General features: G+C 71.9%; 17 protein-coding genes. 9 read left to right on the forward strand and 8 right to left on the reverse strand.

What is annotated here, in order from left to right:
• Positions 1-207 precede the first annotated feature (207 nt).
• Positions 208-1,557: a sensor histidine kinase gene (locus tag ACWDLG_RS26225; protein WP_449924492.1), complete on the reverse strand. Its 1,350-nt coding sequence runs from the start codon at positions 1,555-1,557 to the stop codon at positions 208-210.
• Positions 1,554-2,207 (reverse strand): response regulator transcription factor, encoded by a 654-nt coding sequence (locus ACWDLG_RS26230; RefSeq protein WP_354904531.1) that lies wholly within the window; start codon positions 2,205-2,207, stop codon positions 1,554-1,556. Before ACWDLG_RS26230 ends, ACWDLG_RS26225 begins: the two co-directional genes overlap by 4 nt.
• Positions 2,208-2,435: 228 nt before the next feature.
• On the opposite strand from ACWDLG_RS26230, the gene ACWDLG_RS26235 reads away from it, so the two are divergent.
• Positions 2,436-2,600: a hypothetical protein gene (locus ACWDLG_RS26235; RefSeq protein WP_354904533.1), complete on the forward strand. Its 165-nt coding sequence runs from the start codon at positions 2,436-2,438 to the stop codon at positions 2,598-2,600.
• Between the two features lie 78 nt (positions 2,601-2,678).
• Here ACWDLG_RS26235 and ACWDLG_RS26240 read toward each other — a convergent pair whose 3' ends face one another.
• Together ACWDLG_RS26240 and ACWDLG_RS26245 are read right to left on the reverse strand one after the other, a co-directional pair.
• Entirely contained in the window at positions 2,679-3,482 is an 804-nt protein-coding gene (locus tag ACWDLG_RS26240; protein ID WP_449924495.1) for an inositol monophosphatase family protein, read from the reverse strand.
• Positions 3,483-5,462 (reverse strand): prolyl oligopeptidase family serine peptidase, encoded by a 1,980-nt coding sequence (locus tag ACWDLG_RS26245; protein ID WP_449924498.1) that lies wholly within the window; start codon positions 5,460-5,462, stop codon positions 3,483-3,485.
• Positions 5,463-5,501: 39 nt separating this feature from the next.
• Between ACWDLG_RS26245 and ACWDLG_RS26250 the strand changes: the two genes are divergently transcribed.
• Positions 5,502-6,449 carry a ferrochelatase gene (locus ACWDLG_RS26250; RefSeq protein WP_449924501.1) on the forward strand — a complete coding sequence of 316 codons (948 nt, stop codon included), beginning with the start codon at positions 5,502-5,504 and terminating at the stop codon, positions 6,447-6,449.
• A 30-nt stretch (positions 6,450-6,479) separates the two neighbouring features.
• Here the strand turns inward: ACWDLG_RS26250 and ACWDLG_RS26255 are convergent, their stop codons facing one another.
• Positions 6,480-7,577, reverse strand: a complete 1,098-nt coding sequence (locus tag ACWDLG_RS26255; RefSeq protein ID WP_449924504.1) for a lytic murein transglycosylase — start codon at positions 7,575-7,577, stop codon at positions 6,480-6,482.
• A 101-nt stretch (positions 7,578-7,678) separates the two neighbouring features.
• Here ACWDLG_RS26255 and ACWDLG_RS26260 point away from each other — a divergent pair, with 101 nt between their 5' ends.
• The 4 genes from ACWDLG_RS26260 to ACWDLG_RS26275 all read left to right on the forward strand — a co-directional run bounded on the left by ACWDLG_RS26260 (position 7,679) and on the right by ACWDLG_RS26275 (position 11,432).
• The gene (locus tag ACWDLG_RS26260) at positions 7,679-8,902 is read left to right on the forward strand and encodes an MFS transporter (RefSeq protein ID WP_449924507.1); all 1,224 of its coding nucleotides are present in this window, start codon (positions 7,679-7,681) and stop codon (positions 8,900-8,902) included.
• Positions 8,903-8,957: 55 nt separating this feature from the next.
• A complete protein-coding gene (locus ACWDLG_RS26265) occupies positions 8,958-9,677 on the forward strand; it encodes a polysaccharide deacetylase family protein (RefSeq protein ID WP_354904546.1) in 720 nt (239 codons plus the stop codon).
• A gap of 43 nt (positions 9,678-9,720) precedes the next feature.
• Positions 9,721-11,013 (forward strand): D-arabinono-1,4-lactone oxidase, encoded by a 1,293-nt coding sequence (locus ACWDLG_RS26270; protein ID WP_449924511.1) that lies wholly within the window; start codon positions 9,721-9,723, stop codon positions 11,011-11,013.
• Positions 11,014-11,084: 71 nt separating this feature from the next.
• Complete coding sequence (locus ACWDLG_RS26275; RefSeq protein WP_449924514.1) at positions 11,085-11,432, forward strand: hypothetical protein; 348 nt, start codon at positions 11,085-11,087, stop codon at positions 11,430-11,432.
• Here ACWDLG_RS26275 and ACWDLG_RS26280 read toward each other — a convergent pair.
• Entirely contained in the window at positions 11,429-12,220 is a 792-nt protein-coding gene (locus ACWDLG_RS26280; RefSeq protein ID WP_449924517.1) for a hypothetical protein, read from the reverse strand. The genes ACWDLG_RS26275 and ACWDLG_RS26280 overlap by 4 nt on opposite strands.
• A 91-nt stretch (positions 12,221-12,311) precedes the next feature.
• On the opposite strand from ACWDLG_RS26280, the gene ACWDLG_RS26285 reads away from it, so the two are divergent.
• Together ACWDLG_RS26285 and sepH are read left to right on the forward strand one after the other, a co-directional pair.
• Positions 12,312-13,298: a S8 family serine peptidase gene (locus ACWDLG_RS26285; RefSeq protein WP_449924520.1), complete on the forward strand. Its 987-nt coding sequence runs from the start codon at positions 12,312-12,314 to the stop codon at positions 13,296-13,298.
• A gap of 165 nt (positions 13,299-13,463) precedes the next feature.
• Positions 13,464-16,448 (forward strand): septation protein SepH, encoded by a 2,985-nt coding sequence (sepH, locus tag ACWDLG_RS26290; protein ID WP_449924523.1) that lies wholly within the window; start codon positions 13,464-13,466, stop codon positions 16,446-16,448.
• Between the two features lie 414 nt (positions 16,449-16,862).
• On the opposite strand, the gene ACWDLG_RS26295 is transcribed toward sepH, so the two are convergent.
• Both ACWDLG_RS26295 and ACWDLG_RS26300 read right to left on the reverse strand, forming a co-directional pair.
• A complete protein-coding gene (locus ACWDLG_RS26295) occupies positions 16,863-18,371 on the reverse strand; it encodes a PH domain-containing protein (protein ID WP_449924526.1) in 1,509 nt (502 codons plus the stop codon).
• Entirely contained in the window at positions 18,368-18,898 is a 531-nt protein-coding gene (locus ACWDLG_RS26300; protein ID WP_354904562.1) for a PH domain-containing protein, read from the reverse strand. The genes ACWDLG_RS26295 and ACWDLG_RS26300 overlap by 4 nt, the downstream gene beginning before the upstream one ends.
• Before the next feature lie 240 nt (positions 18,899-19,138).
• Here ACWDLG_RS26300 and ACWDLG_RS26305 point away from each other — a divergent pair, with 240 nt between their 5' ends.
• Positions 19,139-19,702, forward strand: a complete 564-nt coding sequence (locus ACWDLG_RS26305; protein WP_449924529.1) for a YbhB/YbcL family Raf kinase inhibitor-like protein — start codon at positions 19,139-19,141, stop codon at positions 19,700-19,702.
• Positions 19,703-19,748 lie beyond the last annotated feature (46 nt).

Here is a 19,748-nt window from a genome sequence, read left to right on the forward strand (position 1 = left end):
CCGATTCCTCCGGGAGATTTGTGCATCGGTACCCCGAAGGAACGGCTGCTGAACCTCCCGACACGTTGGGGCGTGCTACCAACGGCCCGTGGTTAGCCAAATATGGCGAAACACACAGCATTGGCGGCATGCACCACCGTGTTCGACGGCACATCCAACCACATGTACGGCGCGAACGAGACTCCCCCGTCAGATCAACACGCCGGACTAGCGCCCGGGAAGTCGAATGGTCACGACAAGTCCTCCGCCGTCGCGCGGCACCGCGGCCACGTTTCCGCCGTGCGCCTGCACGACCGCGCGGACGATGGACAGGCCGAGACCCGAGCCTTTCGCCGAGTCCACGCGGTCGGCGTGGAGCCGTCTGAAGGGCTCGAACAGGCTGTTGACCTCGTACGCCGGGACATGCTGTCCCGTGTTGGCCACCTGAACAACCAGTGCCCCGTCCACCATTCCCGTCCGGATCCAGACTTTTCCGTTTTCTGGGATGTTGTATTTGACGGCGTTCTCGAGCAGGTTGCTGATGGAGCGTTCTAGCAGGACGGGGTCGCCCAGCGTCGGCGCGGCCGACAGCTCGGTGGTGACGGTGACGCCGTGCTCGGCCGCGAAGGGCGCCAGCTGCTCCACGGCCGTCGTCGCGACCTCCTTGACGTCGACCGGCTTGCGCACGCGCAGCTCGCGCTCGCTCCTGGCCAGCAGCAGCAGGCCCTCGATCAGCTTCTCGTTGCGGGCGTTGACCTCCAGGAGGGTACGGCCCAGCGCCTTGAGGTCCTCGGACGCCTCAGGGTCGGACAGCGCGATCTCCAGCACCGTCCTGTTGATGGTCAGCGGTGTGCGCAGCTCGTGCGAGGCGTTGGCCACGAACCTGCGCTGGGTGTCGAAGGCGATGTTGAGCCTGGTCAGCATCGCGTCGAAGGTGTCGGCCAGCTCCTTCAGCTCGTCCTGCGGACCCTTGAGGTCGATGCGCTGGTGGGCGAGGTTGCTCTCGGACAGCTTCTTGGCCGTCGCGGTCATCTGCGTCACGGGACGCAGCGCCCGGTCGGCCACGAAGTAGCCGAGGATCAGCGCCAGGATGCCGACCCCGATCAACACCATGATCGACTGCCTGATCAGGTTCTCGAGGATCAGGTTGATGTTGTTGTTCATCAGCAGCTGGGACTGGTCGTTCAGGGACTCGGCCAGCCCTTCCGGCGCCCACTGCGGCAGCTTCAGGGTGAAGGAGAAGCCCTGGTGCAGCACCGCGCTGACGATCAGGTACATCACCGCGAGCAGGAAGGCGCCCGCGGCGAAGAACAGCGCGCTGTAGGTGAGGGTGAGCCGCCAGCGGATGCTCACCCTGTCGCGCATCACCCTGATGCGCTCGGCCATCGTCTCCTCGGCCGCCGGCTGGATGGGCGGCGGGCCGTCCCACGCCTCCTCCTGCGGCGGCCGCTGCCCGCCCTTGTCCCCGTCCCCCTGGCCCAGCTGCTCCACCCGCGTCCGTGTCATGCTCGCCCGCTCCGAGTGCGGGCTGATCATCGGATGGGTGGGGACCGCCGGGCGGTCCTGCTCGTCGCTCACAACTTGTATCCCACTCCCGGGACGGTCTCGATCACCTGGGGCTCACCGAGCTTCTTGCGCAGCGTCATCATGGTGACGCGCACGACGTTGGTGAACGGGTCGATGTTCTCGTCCCATGCCTTGTCCAGCAGGTCCTCCTGGCTGACCACGGCGCCGTCGGCGCGCAGCAGCTCCTCCAGGACCGCGAACTCCTTCTTCGTCAGCTGGATCTCCCTGCCGTCGCGCTCCACCAGGCGCTTGCCGGGGTCCAGCCGTACCCCCGAACGTTCCAGCACCGGCGGCAGGGCGGGCGCCGACCTGCGGCCGAGGGCGCGCACCCGGGCCACCAGCTCGATGAACACGAACGGCTTGGCCAGGTAGTCGTCGGCGCCGAGGCCGAGGCCCTCCACCTTGTCGTCGACGTCGCCCGCGGCGGTCAGCATGAGGATGCGGGAGGCGCTGCGGTCGGCGACCAGCCGGCGGGCCACCTCGTCGCCGTGGACCACCGGCAGGTCCCTGTCCAGCACGATCACGTCGTAGTCGATGTAGGAGGTCTTCTCCAGCGCCGTTCCGCCGTCGTAGGCCACGTCCACGGCCATGGCCTCACGACGCAAACCCGTCGCGATCGCGTCGGCGAGCACCCGCTCATCCTCCACCACAAGCACCCGCACGGCTGCCGGCCCCTCTCCCTGCTCCTCGATGTGGCTTCATTGTCCCCACATCCCCGATAAACGCACGGTAAGCCATGTTCGGCGGCAGCGTGACGCAGGGCACACGCGATCGGAGGTTTCGGACCGCGGCCGGGGTGGGTAAACCCGGCAGACACTCATCGCCGCGTGCCGTGGAACCCCCATGACCGCACGCGCCGCCCCCGAGATGCATGTGAGAGAGAAGGTGAGATGGGCGAGTTCACGATCACGATCGAACGCCGCCTCTGCCAGGCCTACAAGGGTCTCGACGAGGCGAGGTCCGTCGGCGACGACTACCTCGCCGACACCCTCACCGCGGAGATCGAGGACCTGCGCCGCCTGGCCGACGACCACGGCGTCCCCTTGCCGCGCTGAACCGCACCCGCACGCGTGACGGCCGGAGCCTGAAGGCTCCGGCCGTCGTCGTGTCCGGGGTGCGCCGCACCCCACCGGTCAGGCGTCGCGCTCGGGATCGAGCGGCACGAGCAGGTCGTGCAGTTCCTCGAACAGCCCCTGCGCGGCGCAGATGGTGAGCTCGCCGCCGGCCGGCCTGCCGTGCAGGCCGCCGACCCTGGCCCCCGCCTCGGTGGCGATCAGCCCGGCCGCGGCGTGGTCCCAGTAGTTGATCCCGCGCTCGTAGTAGGCGTCCACCCGGCCCGCCGCCACCGAGCACAGGTCGATCGCGCACGAACCGCCCCGCCTGATGTCGCGTACGGCGGGCAGCACGGCCGCCACGATCTGCCCCTGCACCCTGCGCCGTGCGGCGTCGTAGCCGAACCCGGTCGCCACCAGCGCCCGCGCCAGCGGCACCCCGCTGTTGCAGCGCAGCCGCTCCTGCGCGAGCCCGTCCTTGTGCAGGACGGCCCCGCCGCCGAGGGAGGCGCTGAACAGCTCGCCGCGCGGCGCCACGTTGACGGCGCCCGCGACGACCCTGCCGTCCACCTCGACGGCGATGGAGACCGCCCACTCGGGCAGGCCGTACAGGAAGTTGACGGTCCCGTCGATGGGATCGACGACCCACCGCACGCCGCTGGAGCCCGGGGTGTCGCCGCCCTCCTCCCCGAGGATCATGTCGTCGGGCCTGGCCTGCCTGATCCTGGCCCTGATGAGCTCCTCCGAGGCCCGGTCGAGCGCGGTGACCACGTCGGTGGGGCTCGACTTGGTCTGCACGACCTCGGGGTTGCTCGGCCGCTTGGCCAGCAGCATGTCGCCCGCCTCGCGGGCGATGTCCGTGGCCAGTGCCGCGAAGTCGGTCATCTACGCCACCGACTCGGGGCGCTTCCACTCCTGGCCGAGCACGTGCTGAGCGAGGAAGGCGAGCACCGTCTCGTACCAGGCGACGGCGTTGCCCGGCTTGAGGATCCAGTGGTTCTCGTCGGGGAAGTAGAGGAACTTCGACTCGACGTCGCTGCGCTGCAGGTCCCACCACAGGCGCAGCGCCTCGCCGATCGGCACCCGGTAGTCCCTGTCGCCGTGGACGACCAGCATCGGCGTGCTGATCCGGTCGAGGGCCACGTGCGGGGACAGCTTGCCGTACCGCTCGGAGCCGGGCGCGCCGAACTCCCGCTGCCAGTACATGGAGGCGTCGGTGGTGCCGGCGAACTGGTCGAGGTTCCACAGCGAGGCGTGGGTGACGATCGCGCGGTAGCGGTCGGAGTGCCCGGCCACCCAGTTGGCCATGTAGCCGCCGAAGGAGCCGCCCATCGCGCCCAGGCGGGTCTCGTCGATCTCGGGCAGCTTGAGCGCCTCGTCGACGATGGAGTCGAGGTCGGCCAGCGTGCGCGGGCCCCAGTCGCCCCAGCCGCGGTCGATCATGTGCTGGCCGTAGCCGGTGGACAGGGCGGGGTCGGGCATGAGGACGGCGTAGCCGTGCTCGGCCATGATCCACGGGTTCCACCGCCACGACCAGTCGTTCCAGGAGGCGACCGGGCCGCCGTGGATCCACAGCAGGAACGGCGCCGGGTTCTCGGCCGAGGCGTCCCTGGGCAGCACCAGCCAGCCGCGGATCTCCTGCCCGTCGTCGGCCACGGCCGTCAGCTCGGTGAGCGTGCCGGGCAGCTCCAGCGCGGGGGCGGGCGAGGGCAGCTCGACGACCTCGCCGGTGGCGGTGTCGATCCTGGCCGGGGTGGCGGGGGCGTGGTAGCCGCTGCGCAGGACGTACAGGAAGCGGCCGTCCACGGAGGCGTTGAGCGCCAGGTAGGCGGCGTCGTCGGCGGTGAGCCGCGTGACGGCGCCGTCGAGGGAGACGCGGAAGACCGGGCGGCGGCCCTGGTGGTCGGCCGCGAGGTAGACGGCCGTGGAGTCGGCCGCCCACGCCAGGTCGGTGGGGAACAGGTCGTCGGCGTGGACCCTGCCCTCGCCCGTGGCGATCTCGCCGATCCACAGCTCGGAGCGGGCCGAGACGTCGAACGCGGTGTGGCGGCTGCGCGAGCAGGCCACGCGGGCGCCGTCGGGCGAGATCCGCAGCGGCCCCTCGAAGTCGTGGTCGTCGGCGGCGAACAGGGTGCGCCGCTCGCCGGTGGCCACGTCGATGGCGACCACCTCGATCCGCTGCTGGCCCGCGCCGGTCGGCACCGCCCAGGTGCTCAGGACCGTGGCGCCGTCGGGGGTGAGGGCGAAGTCCAGGTGGTCGCCGAGGGAACTGCCGGAGTCGGGGGTCAGATCCCGCACGTCCTCCAGCCGGTCGGCGCCGAGCCTGCCGGCGAACAGGCGGGTACGGCCGGGCCCGAGGTCGTGGTCCCAGTAGCGGACGGGGTACCCCTCGTGCAGGATCGCGCTGATCCCTGCGTCCTTGCGGGCCTTGCGCCGCTCCTCGTCGGCGGCCTCGTCGCCGGGCAGCACGTCGGAGGCGAAGACGACCACGTCGCCCGCCGTCCTGGCCGCGGCGATGCCGCCGGGGCGGGCGGCCACCTGGCGGGCCTCGCCGCCGGCGCGCGGCAGCAGCCAGAGGGCGGGCACCTCCTCGTCGGCGTCCTTGACGGTCGGATCGGGACGGCGTGAGGCGAACAGCACGTCACCCGCCGAGGTGAACTCGGTGCCGGTCTCTCCCTTGGCGCTCCTGGTGAGACGGTACGGCTCGCCGTCCACGGGGATGGCCCACAGCGCGGTGCCGAACGACTTGCCGTCGGGATTGAGCGACTGGACGGCGCTGACGAGCCGGGATCCGTCCGGCGACAGCTTCAGCGAGAGAACTCGGGGGATGGCAACGTAGTCTCGAATATCCTTGAATGAGCTCACGTCACGAACCTACATCGTGGTCCGCCTAGGCTTACCGGCGTGGGGAACTATGACGCGCTGCTGCTGCTGTCCTTCGGCGGTCCCGAGGGGCCCGACGACGTGATGCCGTTCCTGGAGAACGTCGTGCGGGGCCGGGGGGTGCCGCGCGAGCGGCTGCTCGAGGTGGCCGAGCACTACCAGTCCTTCGGCGGGGTCAGCCCGATCAACCAGCAGAACCGCGACCTGATGGCGGCCCTGCGCCCGGAGCTGGACGTGCCGGTCTACTGGGGCAACCGCAACTGGCGGCCGTTCGGCGAGGACACGGTCAAGCAGATGAAGGCCGACGGGGTCAGGAAGGCGGCGGTCTTCGCCACCTCGGCCTTCGCCGGCTACTCCAGCTGCCGGCAGTACTACGAGGACATCCGGCGCATCTCCCTCGATGGCGGGCCCGAGCTGGTCAAGATGCGCCACTTCGGCGACCATCCGGGGTTCGTGGCCGCGCTGGCCGACCACACCAGGCAGGCGCTCGACCGGCTGGGCCGCGACGACGCCAGGCTGGTGTTCACCGCGCACAGCATCCCCGTCTCCATGGCCGAGACGGCGGGCCCCTCCGGCGGGCTCTACGAGGCGCAGCTGCGCAGGTCGGCCGAGCTGGTCAACCAGGCGCTCGGCCGCGACGAGCCGTGGGATCTGGTGTGGCAGTCGCGCAGCGGCCCGCCGCAGGTGCCGTGGCTGGAGCCGGACGTGCTCGACCACCTGCGCAAGACGAACGCGCCCGCCGTGGTGCTGGTGCCGATCGGTTTCGTCTCCGACCACATGGAGGTCGTCTTCGACCTCGACGTCGAGGCCCGGCAACTGGCCGCCGAGCTGGGGCTGCCGCTGGAGCGGGCGGCGACGGCGGGCACGCATCCGCGTTTCGTGCGCATGGTGCGCGAGCTGATGGACGAGCCGGAGCCGGTGGCGTGCCCGCTGACCTGCTGCCCGGCGCCCGTGCGACGCCCCTCGTAGACCGGGGCCGGCGGGGTCAGGCGGGCGGGGTCAGGTGTAGGCGCGGGCGTAGGCGTCGGCCAGGCCGAGGACCTTGTTCACGTAGTCCCAGGAGTGGTTGTAGAACCACACCGCCTTGCGCAGCTTCTGCCCGCCCTGGCCGGCGCCGTTGGCGCACAGGTAGTTGGCCGCGCCCGGCACCGCGTCGTAGGGGCTCCAGATGTCCCTGCGGCCGTCGCCGTCTCCGTCGACGCCGTAGGCCTTCCAGGTGGCGGGCATGAACTGCATCGGGCCGAGGGCGCCGGCGCTCGACGGGCCGTTGTTGCGCCCGTGGGAGCTCTCCACCTGGCCGATGGCGGCCAGCACGGTCCACGACAGGCCGGGGCAGCGGGTGGCGGCCGACTTGTAGAGGTCCAGGTAGCTGCCCTGCCGTACCACCTGCTTCTGCGGCCGGGGCCGGGCGGGGGCGCGGCCGATGGTGACCACCTGGGTGTCCTTGCCCAGCAGCCGGCGCACGCCCGCCTCGCGGATCTTGCCCTCCTTGCCGTGCAGGAGGACGGCCACGCCCTGCATGAGGCCGAGGCTGCGGCCGACCTCGGTGCTGACGACGCCGTCCACGCCGGGCAGGCCGAGCGTGGCGGAGGCGGCCACGCGCAGTCTCGGGCCGCCGTCGATCTGGTAGGTGGCACCGAGGACCAGGCCGAACCTGCGGGCGGCGGAGGTGTCGGCGACCAGCTCGCCCCTGGCCAGCGCGCTCCACACCTCCGGCTGGTCGGCGACCGCCTGCGGGGTCCACGAGCGGTACTCGGTGGGGTCGACGGCCAGGAGGTTGACGCCGGTGCCGGAGATCCTGACCGAGCCCGCGTCCACCACGATCACCTTCTGCACGTGCTTGAGGCCGCCGAGGGCCAGGCGGGTGTCCTTGGGCACCGTGGCCCGGGCGATGCCCAGCATGCGCGGCGGCGTGACCGAGACCCCCGGGCCGCCCTGCCCGAACTCCTTGACCGGCACCAGCTGGTCGAGCCGCGGGGTCTCCTCCTTGAGGACGACGGGCGGGGCGGGATCGGCGCCCTTCTTCTTCTCCTCGCTCATCGTGAACGCGAACGCGCCCGCGGCGCCCACCGACACCACGACGGCGAGAACGATCATGAGTCCCCGGACAGAGGGAAGAGCAGACACCTGCGCCACGTTAGACGATCAGGCGAAAAATCACTTGCTGTCCGGACACACGGTGCGCAAAGGTTGAACGCTTGAAGAGTAGGGGGACACAAGTGGTCGGGCCGTACCGGGGGCTGTTCAACATGCCCGGCGTGAAGGGTTTCGTCGTCGCGGGATTCATCGGCAGGATGCCGATGTCGATGCTGGGAATCGGCATCGTCCTGCTCATCTCCTTCATCACCGGCTCGTACGCCACGGCAGGCGCCGTCGCCGCCGTCACCAACCTCTCCTACGCCATCGCCGCCCCGCTGTCGGGCCGCCTGGTCGACAGGTTCGGCCAGGGCCGGGTCATCACACCGCTCGCCCTGGTCAACGGCGCGGCCATGGCGGCGCTCATGCTGTGCGCGGGACTCGGCCTGCCCGGCTGGACGCTCTACGTCTCCGGCTTCGTGGTCGGCGCCAGCTCGGTCTCCCTCGGGTCGCTGGTCCGGGCGCGCTGGTCCCACCTGCTGGGCGGCTCGGCGCGGCTGCACACCGCCTTCGCGTTCGAGTCGGTGGCCGACGAGGTGATCTTCGTTACCGGGCCAGCGACGGTGACCGTCCTGGCGACCATGGTCAACCCGTTCGCGGGGCTGATCGTGGCGCTGGTGCTCATGCTGGTGGGCACGCTCGCGTTCGCGATGCAGCGCCGTACCGAGCCTCCCGTCGCCCTGGTACGGCACGTCGGCGGCAGCCCGATCACCATCCCCGGCATCGCCCTGCTGTCGTGCGTCTACCTCGCGCTGGGGGCGGTCTTCGGCTCGGTCGACCTGATCACGGTGGCCTTCGCCGACGAGCACGGCGTCAAGGGCATGGCCGGCTTCCTGCTGGCGGCCTTCGCGGGCGGCTCGATGGTGTCGGGCCTGTGGTTCGGCTCGCGGGCGTGGAAGGTGTCGCTGCGGGCCAGGTTCGTCAGGGCGCTGGCGGTCTTCGCGGTCGGCCTGCTGCCGATCGCCTTCATCGGCAGCGCGCCGGTCATGGCGATCGCGTTGTTCATCGCGGGCCTGGCGATCTCGCCGACGCTCATCACCGGCTTCTCGCTCACCGAGCGGCTGGTGCCGCCGTCGCTGCTCACCGAGGGCATGGCGTGGATCTCCACCTCGATCGGGTTCGGCGTGGCGGTCGGCGCGTGGGCGGGCGGGCGGCTCACCGAGGCGTTCGGCGCCTCCAACGCCTACGGCTTCTCGCTGACGTGTGCGCTGCTGGCGGCCGTCGTCGGCATCGGAGGTTCGGGTTTGCTGAGACTTCCTGAGGCTCCTTCACCCGCCAAAGGATGATCCGCTACGGTCGGGAGATCCCCTCAGACACCCCCTCAACCTACGAAAGTCTGCTATGTCCCGACATCTCCTTTCACTTCTGGCCATCGCCGCGGTAACGGTCGCATCGACCCCCGCCGCCGCGACAGCCGCACCCGCCCCCAAAGAGGTCGACTGCACCCAGGTCAAGTGCCTGGCGCTGACCTTCGACGACGGCCCCGGCCAGTACGCGGGCCAGTTGCTCGACACGTTGAAGAAGTACAACGCCAAGGCCACGTTCTTCCTCGAAGGCCAGTACGTGACGAGCCGTCCGGCCTTCGTCAAGCGCATGGCCGCCGAAGGGCACGAGCTGGGCAACCACAGCTACAAGCACCCCAACTTCACCACGCTCGAGCCGGGGGCCATCCGGAACGAGATCAAGAAGACCCAGGACGCCGTCAAGCAGGCCGCCGGCGTGGAGCCCAAGCTGCTGCGCCCGCCGTACGGCCTGGCCGACCTGCAGGTCTCCGAGATCGCGGCGGAGTTCGGGATGCCGATGATCCTGTGGACCGGCGGCTCGCGCGACTGGGAGTCCAAGAACGAGGCGGCCATCAAGAAGCAGACGCTCGCGGTGGCCAAGCAGGACGGCATCATCCTCATGCACGACTGGGTGAAGCAGACCGTGGACTCGATGCCCGCGCTCATCAAGACGTTGCAGGGCAAGGGCTACCATCTCGTGACGGTCTCCGAGGTCGTCAAGAGCCAGAACCTGCAGCCGGGCGACATCTTCCCCGTTCCCGAAGGATGGGAAAAGTGAGTATCGTTCGCGTTTAACCGAACGTTGCTCCGGAGGGGTGCGCATGGTCTTCACGAACTGGGCCGGCAACCAGTCAGCCACGCCCGCCGAGGTGCGCACCCCATCCTCCGTGCAGGACGTGGCGCGGGCCGTCCAGGACGCCGCCGCGAGCGGGCGCCGCGTCCGCATGGTCGGCACGGGCCACTCCTTCACCGGGGTGGCCCTCACCGACGGCATCATGCTCAGGCCGCACAAGCTGACCGGCATCCGCTCGGTCACCAGGGACAACGGCTCCAGCTCGGTGTGCGTGCTGGCGGGCACCCCGCTCAGCGTGCTCAACGAGGAGCTCGCCAAGCGCGACCTGGCGCTGGCCAACATGGGCGACATCACCGCGCAGACGGTCGCCGGCGCCATCCAGACCGGCACCCACGGCACCGGACGCGACACCGGCGGCCTGGCCGACCAGGTGGTCAAGCTCGAGATGGTGCTGGCCGACGGCTCCGTGGCGACGGCCGTCCCCGGTGACGACCTGTTCGACGCCGCCAGGGTCGGGCTCGGCGCGCTGGGCGTGCTCACCGCCGTCACCTTCCGGGTCGAGCCCTCCTTCCTGCTGCACAACCGGCGCAGGGCGATGCCGCTGAGCGACATCCTGGACGGCCTCGACGCGATGACGGCCGACAACGAGCACCTCGACTTCTTCTGGCTCCCGCACACCGACGCCTGCCTGGTCAAGACCAACAACCGGCACCCGGGCCCGGCCAGCCCGCCCGGCGCCGTCAAGCACTGGCTGGACAACGTGTTCCTGGAGAACACCCTCTTCGGGGCGCTGTGCGGCATCGGCGGACGCTTCCCCGCCGCGATCCCCCGGCTCAACGCGCTGTCAGCGGCCTTCCTCGGCGACTCCGAATCGGTGAACACCAGTTACAAGGTCTTCACCTCCGTGCGTGACGTGCGCTTCCTGGAGATGGAGTACGCCGTCCCCCGCGAACGGCTCGGCCAGGCGCTGCGCGAGACCAGGGACCTGGTCGAGCGGATGGACTGGAAGATCACCTTCCCGATCGAGGTGCGCGTCACGCCGCCGAGCGATGCCTGGCTGTCCACCGCGTACGGCAGGCCGTCGGCCTACATCGCCTGCCACATCTACCGGCCGACCCCGAACCCCGCCTACTTCGAGGGCGTCGAGGAGATCATGACGCGCCTCGACGGGCGGCCGCACTGGGGCAAGCTCCACACCAGGGACGCCGCCTACCTGCGCGGGGTGTATCCGCGGTTCGCCGACTTCGTGGCGCTGCGCGACCGCCTCGACCCCGGCAGGGTGTTCGCCAACCCCTACCTGGACACCGTCCTGGGCGCCTGAGGGCCGAGGCCGCGCTCCAGGTGGATGCGCACCGGCGCTTCGGGAACCCTTCAGCACTGCCCCATGAGGTGGTGCTCGAGACGCTGGAGCGGGCTCTGAGCGACCGCTCGCAGGAGGCCGCCGCGGCGGACGCTCTGGTCGGTACCGCGTTGAACGAGGACGACCGGGCGTTCGTCGAGCACTGCTGCGTGGAGGTCGGAACGCGGGCTTCGGCCGGCAGTCCGCTGCTCGGGCTGGCCGGCCTGTGCCTGGGGCATACCGCGCGACGTTTCGGACACCTCAGCGATCACGCCGTCGCGCTCGCGACGTCCCTGGCGGCGCGAGCGGAGGCCGATCCGTCGGACGTGGACGGACGGGCGCTCGACGGCCTCGACGACATCCGGGGCTTCCTGCGTCGCGATGAGGCCGGAAAGCGCTAGGACTGGCCGGGCAGTTGCTCGAGACGGTCTTCGGCGGGCGCGTCCTGGTCCGGCTCGGTGCCCCTGTCGCTCTGCGTCTCGGCGGGCGCGGGCGCCTCGGTGGCCGAGCCGGTGGGCTCCGGCGTGGGCTCGGTCGCGGGTGGCGTGGGCGTCGCCGCGGGCGTCCGGGTGGGCGTCGGGCTGGGGGTCGGCGTCGGCGTGGGAGACGGGGTGGGCGTGGTCGCCGGCTCCCGCGACCGCGGCGCCTCGGACGACGGCGGCGCCACCGGCTCCTCCCGCTCGCGCTTCGGCTCCTTCTTCTGCTGGACGGCGCTGGACCTGCCGGTCACCGTCTCGTGCACGGTCTCGTGGGCCAGCGCCTGGTAGGCGAGGATGACCCCGGTGCTGATCGCGAACACCAGCGCCGCAGCCGCCAGCAGCTTGGGCCACGGCAGCCGTCGCTTCGGCACCACCGGGGCCATCACCAGCGTGGGCGCGGACTCGCCCTCCTCCCGCACGGTGGCCTGCACCGCCGTGGCCAGCTCCCCCGCCCCCTCGACGCGGGCCGGCGGCTCGGACCGGTCGCGCCAGGCGACGACGGTATGCTGCTTGATCTGCTCGTTGGCGCGTTTCAGGTAGTGCGTGTAGACCGCGCCGCCGATCGTGCTGGCGACGCTCGCCACGGCCGCGCCGACGAAGGTCCCCGCCACCCCGAGGTACGACGCCGCGACAGCCGCGGTCACCGCGGCCAGCGCTCCCCCTGCGATCTGCGGCACGCTCAGCTCGAACTTCTGCTGCTCGCCGCTCATCCCCCGGATCAGTCCCCTCTTGTCACGCGTTCGGTAAAGAGCTTCTTCGTAACTAGACGCGACCGCGTGTCCTGTTGTTCCTGTGACCTGCGTGACAGCAGATTGGACCCTCGTGCCCCGCCGATTCGGACTGCCCTCCGTCTACGCCGCCGCGGCCGTGGCGACGGCGGTCACCACAGCGGCCCCCGTGGTGGCCTCTGTCGTGACACCCGCCGCCACGCTCACCGTGCCCGACGAGCCGCCCCGCCCCTCCATCGTCACCGCCGTCGGCAGAGCCGAGGCCCGGGCACTGGTCGGCGACGCGCGCTGGCGGGTACGCCGCTACTACGCCGCCGCGCTGCCCGGCTTCGCCACCGTGCTGACTCCGGCGGAGGCGGCCGAGCTGCGCGCCGACCCCAGGGTGAGCGCGGTGGAACCCGACAGCAGGGTCCGGGCGCTCCAGCTCGGCGGCCGCGCGGGTGATCTCGGGGGCCGCGTGGGCGAGCCGGGGCCGGGCCACGCGCTCGGCCTGGCGTCGGCCGGGCCGTCCCGCTCGCCGTCGACCGGCAGGGGCGTCACCGTCTACGTGCTCGGCACCGGCGTCGACGTCACCCGTCCCGACTTCGGCGGCCGGGCCTGGCACGCCTTCGACGCCACGGGCGCGCGCGGCCGCTTCTGCGGCTCGCACGGCACCCGCGCCGCCGCCATCGCGGCCGGCAGCCCGTACGGCAGGGCGCCCGGCGCCCACGTCGGCTCGGTCAAGGTGCTCGGCTGCGACGGCTCCGGCCGCCTGTCCGACGTGATCGCGGGACTCGACTGGGTGCGCAGGCACGCCCACCGCCCCGCCGTGGCCACCCTGCCCGTCGACTCCGGCGACTCCCCCGCCCTCGCCACCGCCGTACGTCGGCTCAGCGAGGCCGGAGTGGCCGTGGTCACCTCCCCACGCGCGGCGGGCGTCCTCGCCCGCCACCTGGAGCCCCGACCGTCCGGCGACCCGCCAGATCAGGCCACTTGGCCGAAGTTCACGGCGACGCGTGACGCGATTCGCCAGAATCCCTCGGGGACGCCTAACCTCCTGCTGCACGGTGGCGGGCTGTAATTCCGGATGGAAACATCAAATGTGACCGGCGTCACATCGAACAGGGCCCGTCCCATGAAGGCGATGTTCGGACATGCCGGGTACGGTGCTGGCAGGCAACCGGCACACGCGAGAGACTCAAGGGTCCGGGGGAAGATTGAGCACGACGCTGACGAAGGGACTCGCATGCAGGAGCTCCGACTCGTCGCGGTGAGCGAGGACGGCACCTATCTCGTGCTGGCGACGGCCGGGAGAGGGACCCGCTTCACGCTTCCCGTGGACGACCGGCTCCGCGCTGCCGTCCGCGGAAACTTCTCCCGTCTCGGCCAGTACGAGATCGAAGTGGAGAGTCCGTTGCGCCCCAAGGAGATCCAGGCCCGCATCCGAGCCGGGGAGACCGCGGAGGAGATCGCCGCGACCGCGGGAATCCCCGTCGAGCGGGTCCGCTGGTTCGAGGGCCCCGTGCTCCAGGAGAGGGAGTACGTCGCCCAGCAGGCGCAGCGCGTGTCCGTGCGCATGCCTGGGGAGTCGGCCCCCGGCCCCACGCTCGGCGACCTGGTCGCCGAGCGGCTCACCCGGCGTGGCGTGCCGTCCGACGAGATCGACTGGGACTCCGCCAAGCGCGACGACGGCATGTGGCGGGTCAAGCTCGGCTACGTATGGAACGGTCACACCCGGCACGCCGAGTGGCTGTTCGACCCGCGCCGCCGCCACGTCACCCCGCACGACGACGAGGCCATGCGGCTGTCGTCGGCCGACTTCGACCCGAACCCGCAGGTCGAGGACACCACCGTCACGCCCTTCGCGCCGCGTGTGGCCAAGCTGCAGCCGGTGCCGCCGCTGGCCGCCGAGCCGCTGATGCAGCCGCCCGTGCCGTTCCCGACGGTGGCCCGCCACGAACCACCGGCCCCGGTGGCCCGCCACGAACCACCCGCTCCGGTTGTCCGCCACGAGCCGCCGGCCGCCTTGATCCACCACGACGCGCCCGCGCCGGCGGCCAGGCAGGAGCCGCCCGCTCCGGCGGCGTTCCAGGACTCGACGAGCTTCCCGCCGCCGGTGGCACATCCCGCCGTTGCCGAGCCGCCCGCGGCGTGGACACCGAGCCTTTCGCGTACGGCCGAGGCCGGGGGGCGCGGCGCCGCCCGGGAGCCGGAGTCGATCTACGCACCCGCGGTGCGCGAGCCCGCACCGTCGCCGTCGCCCGAAGCGCCCGCAGGCCCCGCGCACGGCTCTGCGGGTTCCGCCGCCGGCCGGCCCCTGCTCGACGGAGCCGAGGCTGTCCCGGCTCCCGCCGCCACGGGCGACGCCGCGCCCGGTGAGGCGCCAGTCACGGCCGCTCCGCTGGTCGAGGACACGGTTGGGGCCGTCGCGCCCGCGCCTGCCTCCGTCGCCCCTGCTTCTCCGGAGGCCACCGCTTCTCCGGAGACTCCTGCTTCTCCGGAGGCCGCCGCTTCTCCGGAGGCCACCGCGACCGCGCAGGCCGCCACCGCCGTGGAGTCACCAGGAGCCGCTGACACCGCGCGGCCCGCTTCCGACGCCGAGCTGCCCTCTTCCGGTACCGCGCAGCCTGCTTCTGACGCCGCGACCGCACCGGCAGCCGCCGACGTGGCCGCTGTTCAGGGATCCGCCGCGGTGAAGGGGGCCGGGGAGGTGTCTCCGCCTGTCGACGGCGCCGTCGAGACCGCACAAGCCGTCCCCACGACCCCGCAGACCACCGCGCAGGACGCTGCAGCCACCGCGCAGGACGGCCCTGCCACTGCGCAGGACGCTTCGACCACCGTGCAGGACAGCCCTGCCACCGCGCAGGACGCTTCGACCACCGCGCAGGATGGCCCTGGTGCTGAGCAGGTCGCCCCTGCCGGGCCGGAGGTCGTCCCTGCGGCCGCGCAGGTGGCTACCGCCGAGCCGGAGGCCGCTCAGCACGCGACCACTCCAGCCGGGGCTTCCCAGGGGGTCGACGCGGACCTCGCTGAGCAGCCGCAGGCGGCCGAAGGGCCGTCGGAGGCAGCTGACGCGTCCGTGCGGGAGCAGAAGGCCGTCGAGTCGCCGCAAGCCGCCGAAACTCCCGGGGCCGCCGCGACTCAGCAGGCGGTCGAGACTCTCGAGGCAGCCGCGACCCCGCAGGCCGCGGACACTCCCGGGGCAGCCGCCACGCAGGCCGCAGGAACTTCCGAGGCAGCCGCCACGCAGCAGGCCGCAGGAACTTCCGAAGCAGCCACGCGGCAGGCCGCCGAGGCGCCGAAGCCAGCGGTAAGCGCCGAGGCCACCGAGGCTCCCAAGCCCGCCACGACCGCGCCAGCCACCGAGACGCCGAAGACTGACGTGAGCGCCGAAGCGCCCAAGCCCGATGTGACCGCCCAGGCCACCGAGGCGCCGCAGCCTGACGTGACCGAGCAGAGCACCGGCACACCGACCGCGACCGCGACAGCGACCGACCCGGGCGCTGGAAGTCCGGCGGCGAACGCGACCGACCAGACCAGGCAGGCCGACCCGGCCGGACAGGCCAACCCGGCCGGACAGAACCAGACCAGGCAGACCGACCAGGCCGGGCAAGCTGACCAGGCCGGGCAGGTTCCCCAGGCCGGACAGGCTCACCAGACAGCGCAGGCCGAGCAGGCCGCCCAGGGCGGACGGGGTCACCAGGTCGGCGAAGTCGGTGAGGTCTCGAAGGGGGCGGAGGCCGAGCGAGGCGCCGAGGACCTCAAGGTCGCCGAGTCCGGGCAGAGCGCCGACGCCGTGGAGGCGGCCCAGGCCGACAGGGACGCGGAGACGCCCAAGGCGCCCCAGGCCGAGGAAGCCGTCCAGAACTCGGCGGCAGCCGTGGCCGGACAGGGCACCGAGGCCGGGCAGGGTGCCGAAGCCGGGCAGCGTGCCGAGGCTGGGCAGGGTGCCGAGGCGGTGAAGGCGGCGGGGCAGGCCGTACCCGAGGAGAAGGCCCAGGTGCCCGCCGCGCGCCCGAGCACCGACGAGGGCGCCAAGGAGAGCAGGCCGGTCCCGGACAAGCCGCCGGTGCCCAAGCCGCCCGTCCCCAAGAAGCCGGGGGACGCGGGGCCCGTGCCGTCGCCGCCGCCGGCGCCCGCCGCGCGCCAGCCCAAGAAGGGCTCCAGGGGCCGTCGCGCCTCGGTGCCCACCTGGGACGAGATCATGTTCGGCGCCCGCCGCCAGGACTGACGCGAGCAGCCGACACGAGGGGTGGTCCCACAGGACCGCCCCTCGTTCGCATCATCGGGGGCACACACGCCGCCCGGCGCCTTCCCCGCATCCGCACCTGGAGCGTGCGACCCGACTCAACAGCGCCAGCCACCCCGGCCTGAGCCTCACGAGCAACCCCGGCGCGAACCACCCACGCCTGAGCCGTGCGAGCGGACCCACCCCGGACGTGCAGACCCGGCCCGAACCCGACGAGCAGGCCCGCCCGAGAGAACAGGCCCGCCCGAGAGAACAGGCCCGGTCAGGATCCTGCCGGCAGGCCCGACCAAAGGGTGGGCCCGGCCGGGGAGCGCTCCGGCGAACCCTCCAAGCAGACCACCGGGCGCTCAGGCGGATCCCGGACAGGCGGCCAGGAGCGGTCGGGCGGGGGAGCCGTCAGGGGTGGCGGCTGTCCGGGGTGCGCAGGAACGGGGTCATCCATTCGGGCGTGACCTCGGCGGGGAATCCGACCGCCTGCACGGCGGAGACGTCCACCGCCTCGTAGCCGCCCTTGCCCGCGCCCACCCCCGCGATGAGGGTGAACACTCCGGCCCGCCGCTGGAACCACGTCTGCCGCAGCCGCCACCCGACGACCGCCCGCCGTTCGACGACCGCCTGGGCACGCCGCAGCGAACCCGAGCGGACCGACAGCAGCCGCCCGTCGTAGCCGTGGCCGAGCGACCGGTAGCGGTCGTCGCCGAGGGGAAGGCCGAGACCGGCCAGCACCAGCGCCACGCCGGCCACGAGCCACCACAGCCCCGTCCCGGTCGCCAGGGCCAGGACGGCGAAGGCGGCCGCCACGGCGAGCCAGGGGGCGATCGCCCTGAACAGGCGGCGGTTGCGGGCGATGGGCGGGTGCGGGCGCAGCGGCGCGGTGAACGGCCCCACGGCCCGGGCGGCGACCTCCAGCGCCATGGGGCGGGGGACGTCGGGCAGCAACTGCCCCCGGGTCTCGGAGTCGCCGAGGCCGGTGACGATCGCCCACATCCTGACGACGCCCGCCTTGCGCTCGGCCAGGGCGTCGACGATCTCGTAGCCCCTGGTACGGCGGGCCTCGAGGGAGACGCTGCGCCTGGTGATCAGGCCGCGTTCGGCGACCAGGTAGCCCTCGCGCTCGGTCAGCGTGAAGTCCCAGTTGAAGACGGCGTACATGACCGCCGCGACGAACGGCATGGCCAGCACCAGCAGCACGACGGCGGCCACGATGAGCAGGGGGTGCCGCCACAGCCACTCGCCCGCGTACCAGGCGACGTCGCGCAGGCCGAGGTCGTTGCCCCACTGGAGGACCAGGCCGATGGCGCCGCCGGCAAGGGCGAAGGGGGTGAGCAAGTAGGCGCCCGACAGCGGGCCGTACAGCAGCCACGCGCGGGGCACCTTGACGATCACCCGCTCCTCGGGCGGCGGCGGGGGCGCCTCGGTGAGGGTGTCTCCCGGCTGTCGCGCCTCCTCGGCCCTGACCGCTCTGGCGCGGCGCAGCAGGACGCTCTTGAGCCTCTCGGCCTCCGCGACGGTCACCCCGTCGAGCTCGCCCTCCTGCTCGCCGCCTCCGCTGGCGCCCGTGTCGATCTTGACGACGGCCAGCCCCAGCAGCCGGTGCATGGGCGGGGTGCTGACGTCCACGCCCCTGATGCGTTCCAGCGGGATCGTCCGCACCGACCTGCTGATGAGCGACCGCCTGATCTCCAGCCGGTCGCCGGCGACTCGGTAGCTGAACGTCGCCCAGCGCACGACGGCGAAGACGACGGCGCCGACCACGCCGACGGCGGCCCACCCGAACGAGCGCGGCGAGAAGCCGCCCACGAACAGCACGCCCACCAGCGGCACGAGCAGCGAGGGCAGCATGCGGACGGGATCGATGAGCAGCACCTTGGGGCTCAGCTTCGTGCCGGGGGCCTCCTCGCTCATGTCGCGTCGTCCCTGAGCTCCTCGGCCCTTCGCGCCAGCCGTTCGGCGAGGCCGGCGGCGACCGCCTGGTCGAGACCCTGGATGCTGGACGACCCGGCGTGTGAGGCGGTGCGGATCTCGAGCGTGGCCAGCCCCAGCATCCGCTCGAACCACCCTTGCGCCTTGTCGACCGTCTGGATGCGGCTGACGGGCACGAACACCCACTCCCTGGTCAGGAAGCCGGACCTGGCGTAGACGACGTCGCCGGACAGTTCCCAGCGATGGACGGCATAGCGCACGAAAGGCTCCAGCAGGAGCAGCGGCGTGCCGGGCACCAGCACCAGCACGGGCACCAGCCAGGAGTTGCCCGACAGCCACTCCGGCAGCCATGACCAGCTCGGGATCCAGGCGGCGAGCCCGAACGAGCCCCCCGCGAAGATCACGAAGGCGACCACGGCCTCCAGCAGCCACAGGCGCACGGCCTTGGGCGAGACGCGATGCTCGGGGTCGCGCAGGGGACCCGCGACGGGGTCGGGCTGCTCACTCACACTGCCCAGCTTAGAAGGGCCCACCCGGTTTCCCTCCGTCTCGGCCGTATCGATCGATCAAGGGTCACCGGACGGCTGAAACGGCTGGCCGGCGCGGCGCGGAACTGACCGCGACGGTCAGGGTTGTGTCCAAGGTCACCCTTCGATGCCCTGATTATGGTGGATTTCCGTGGCTTTCCTCGCGACCGAACCTCCCGAACCGGTCGGCGCACCACCGGCAGGCGCGTAGCATCTTCCGGCATGGGGCAGGCGAACACGTCCACGCGCGTACGGCGCGTCACCGTCATGGGGATGGTGGCCGCGCTGACGCTCGGCGTGTCCGGCTGCGGCATCCTGAACGGTCCCGCGAGGGAGATCAGGGAGATCAACGTCAGCAGTTCGCGACTGCGTGACCGCACTCCCCTGCCGTCGGAATATTCCTGTCACGGCACCCGGAAGAGCCCGCCGCTGCGCTGGTCGAGCGATGTGCTCTCCCGTGCCAAGTCGATCGCGATCGTGGTCGACGAAACCACCTCCCCCAGCCCCGCCGTGCACTGGGTGGTCTACAACATCGACCCCCGCACGACCGAGCTCGGCGAGGACGCCGCCTCCGACCTGCCGAAGGAGGCCGCCCAAGCGGCGGTGACCAGTACGAAGGTCGGCTACGAGCCGCCCTGCGAGAAGACCGGAAGCTATCGATTCAGCGTCTACGCGTTGAGCGGGCGGCTGCAGGACCCGGTGGGCGCCTCCCTCCCCGAGATCCTGAAGATGATCGCCGACCACACCATCGCGCGCGGGCGCCTGACGGCGGTGCACATCGAGTGATGACCTAAACGCTGCCGGTAGTGATGGTTACCAATTCTTCACTTTG

The organism is Nonomuraea sp. NPDC003727 (assembly GCF_053586935.1).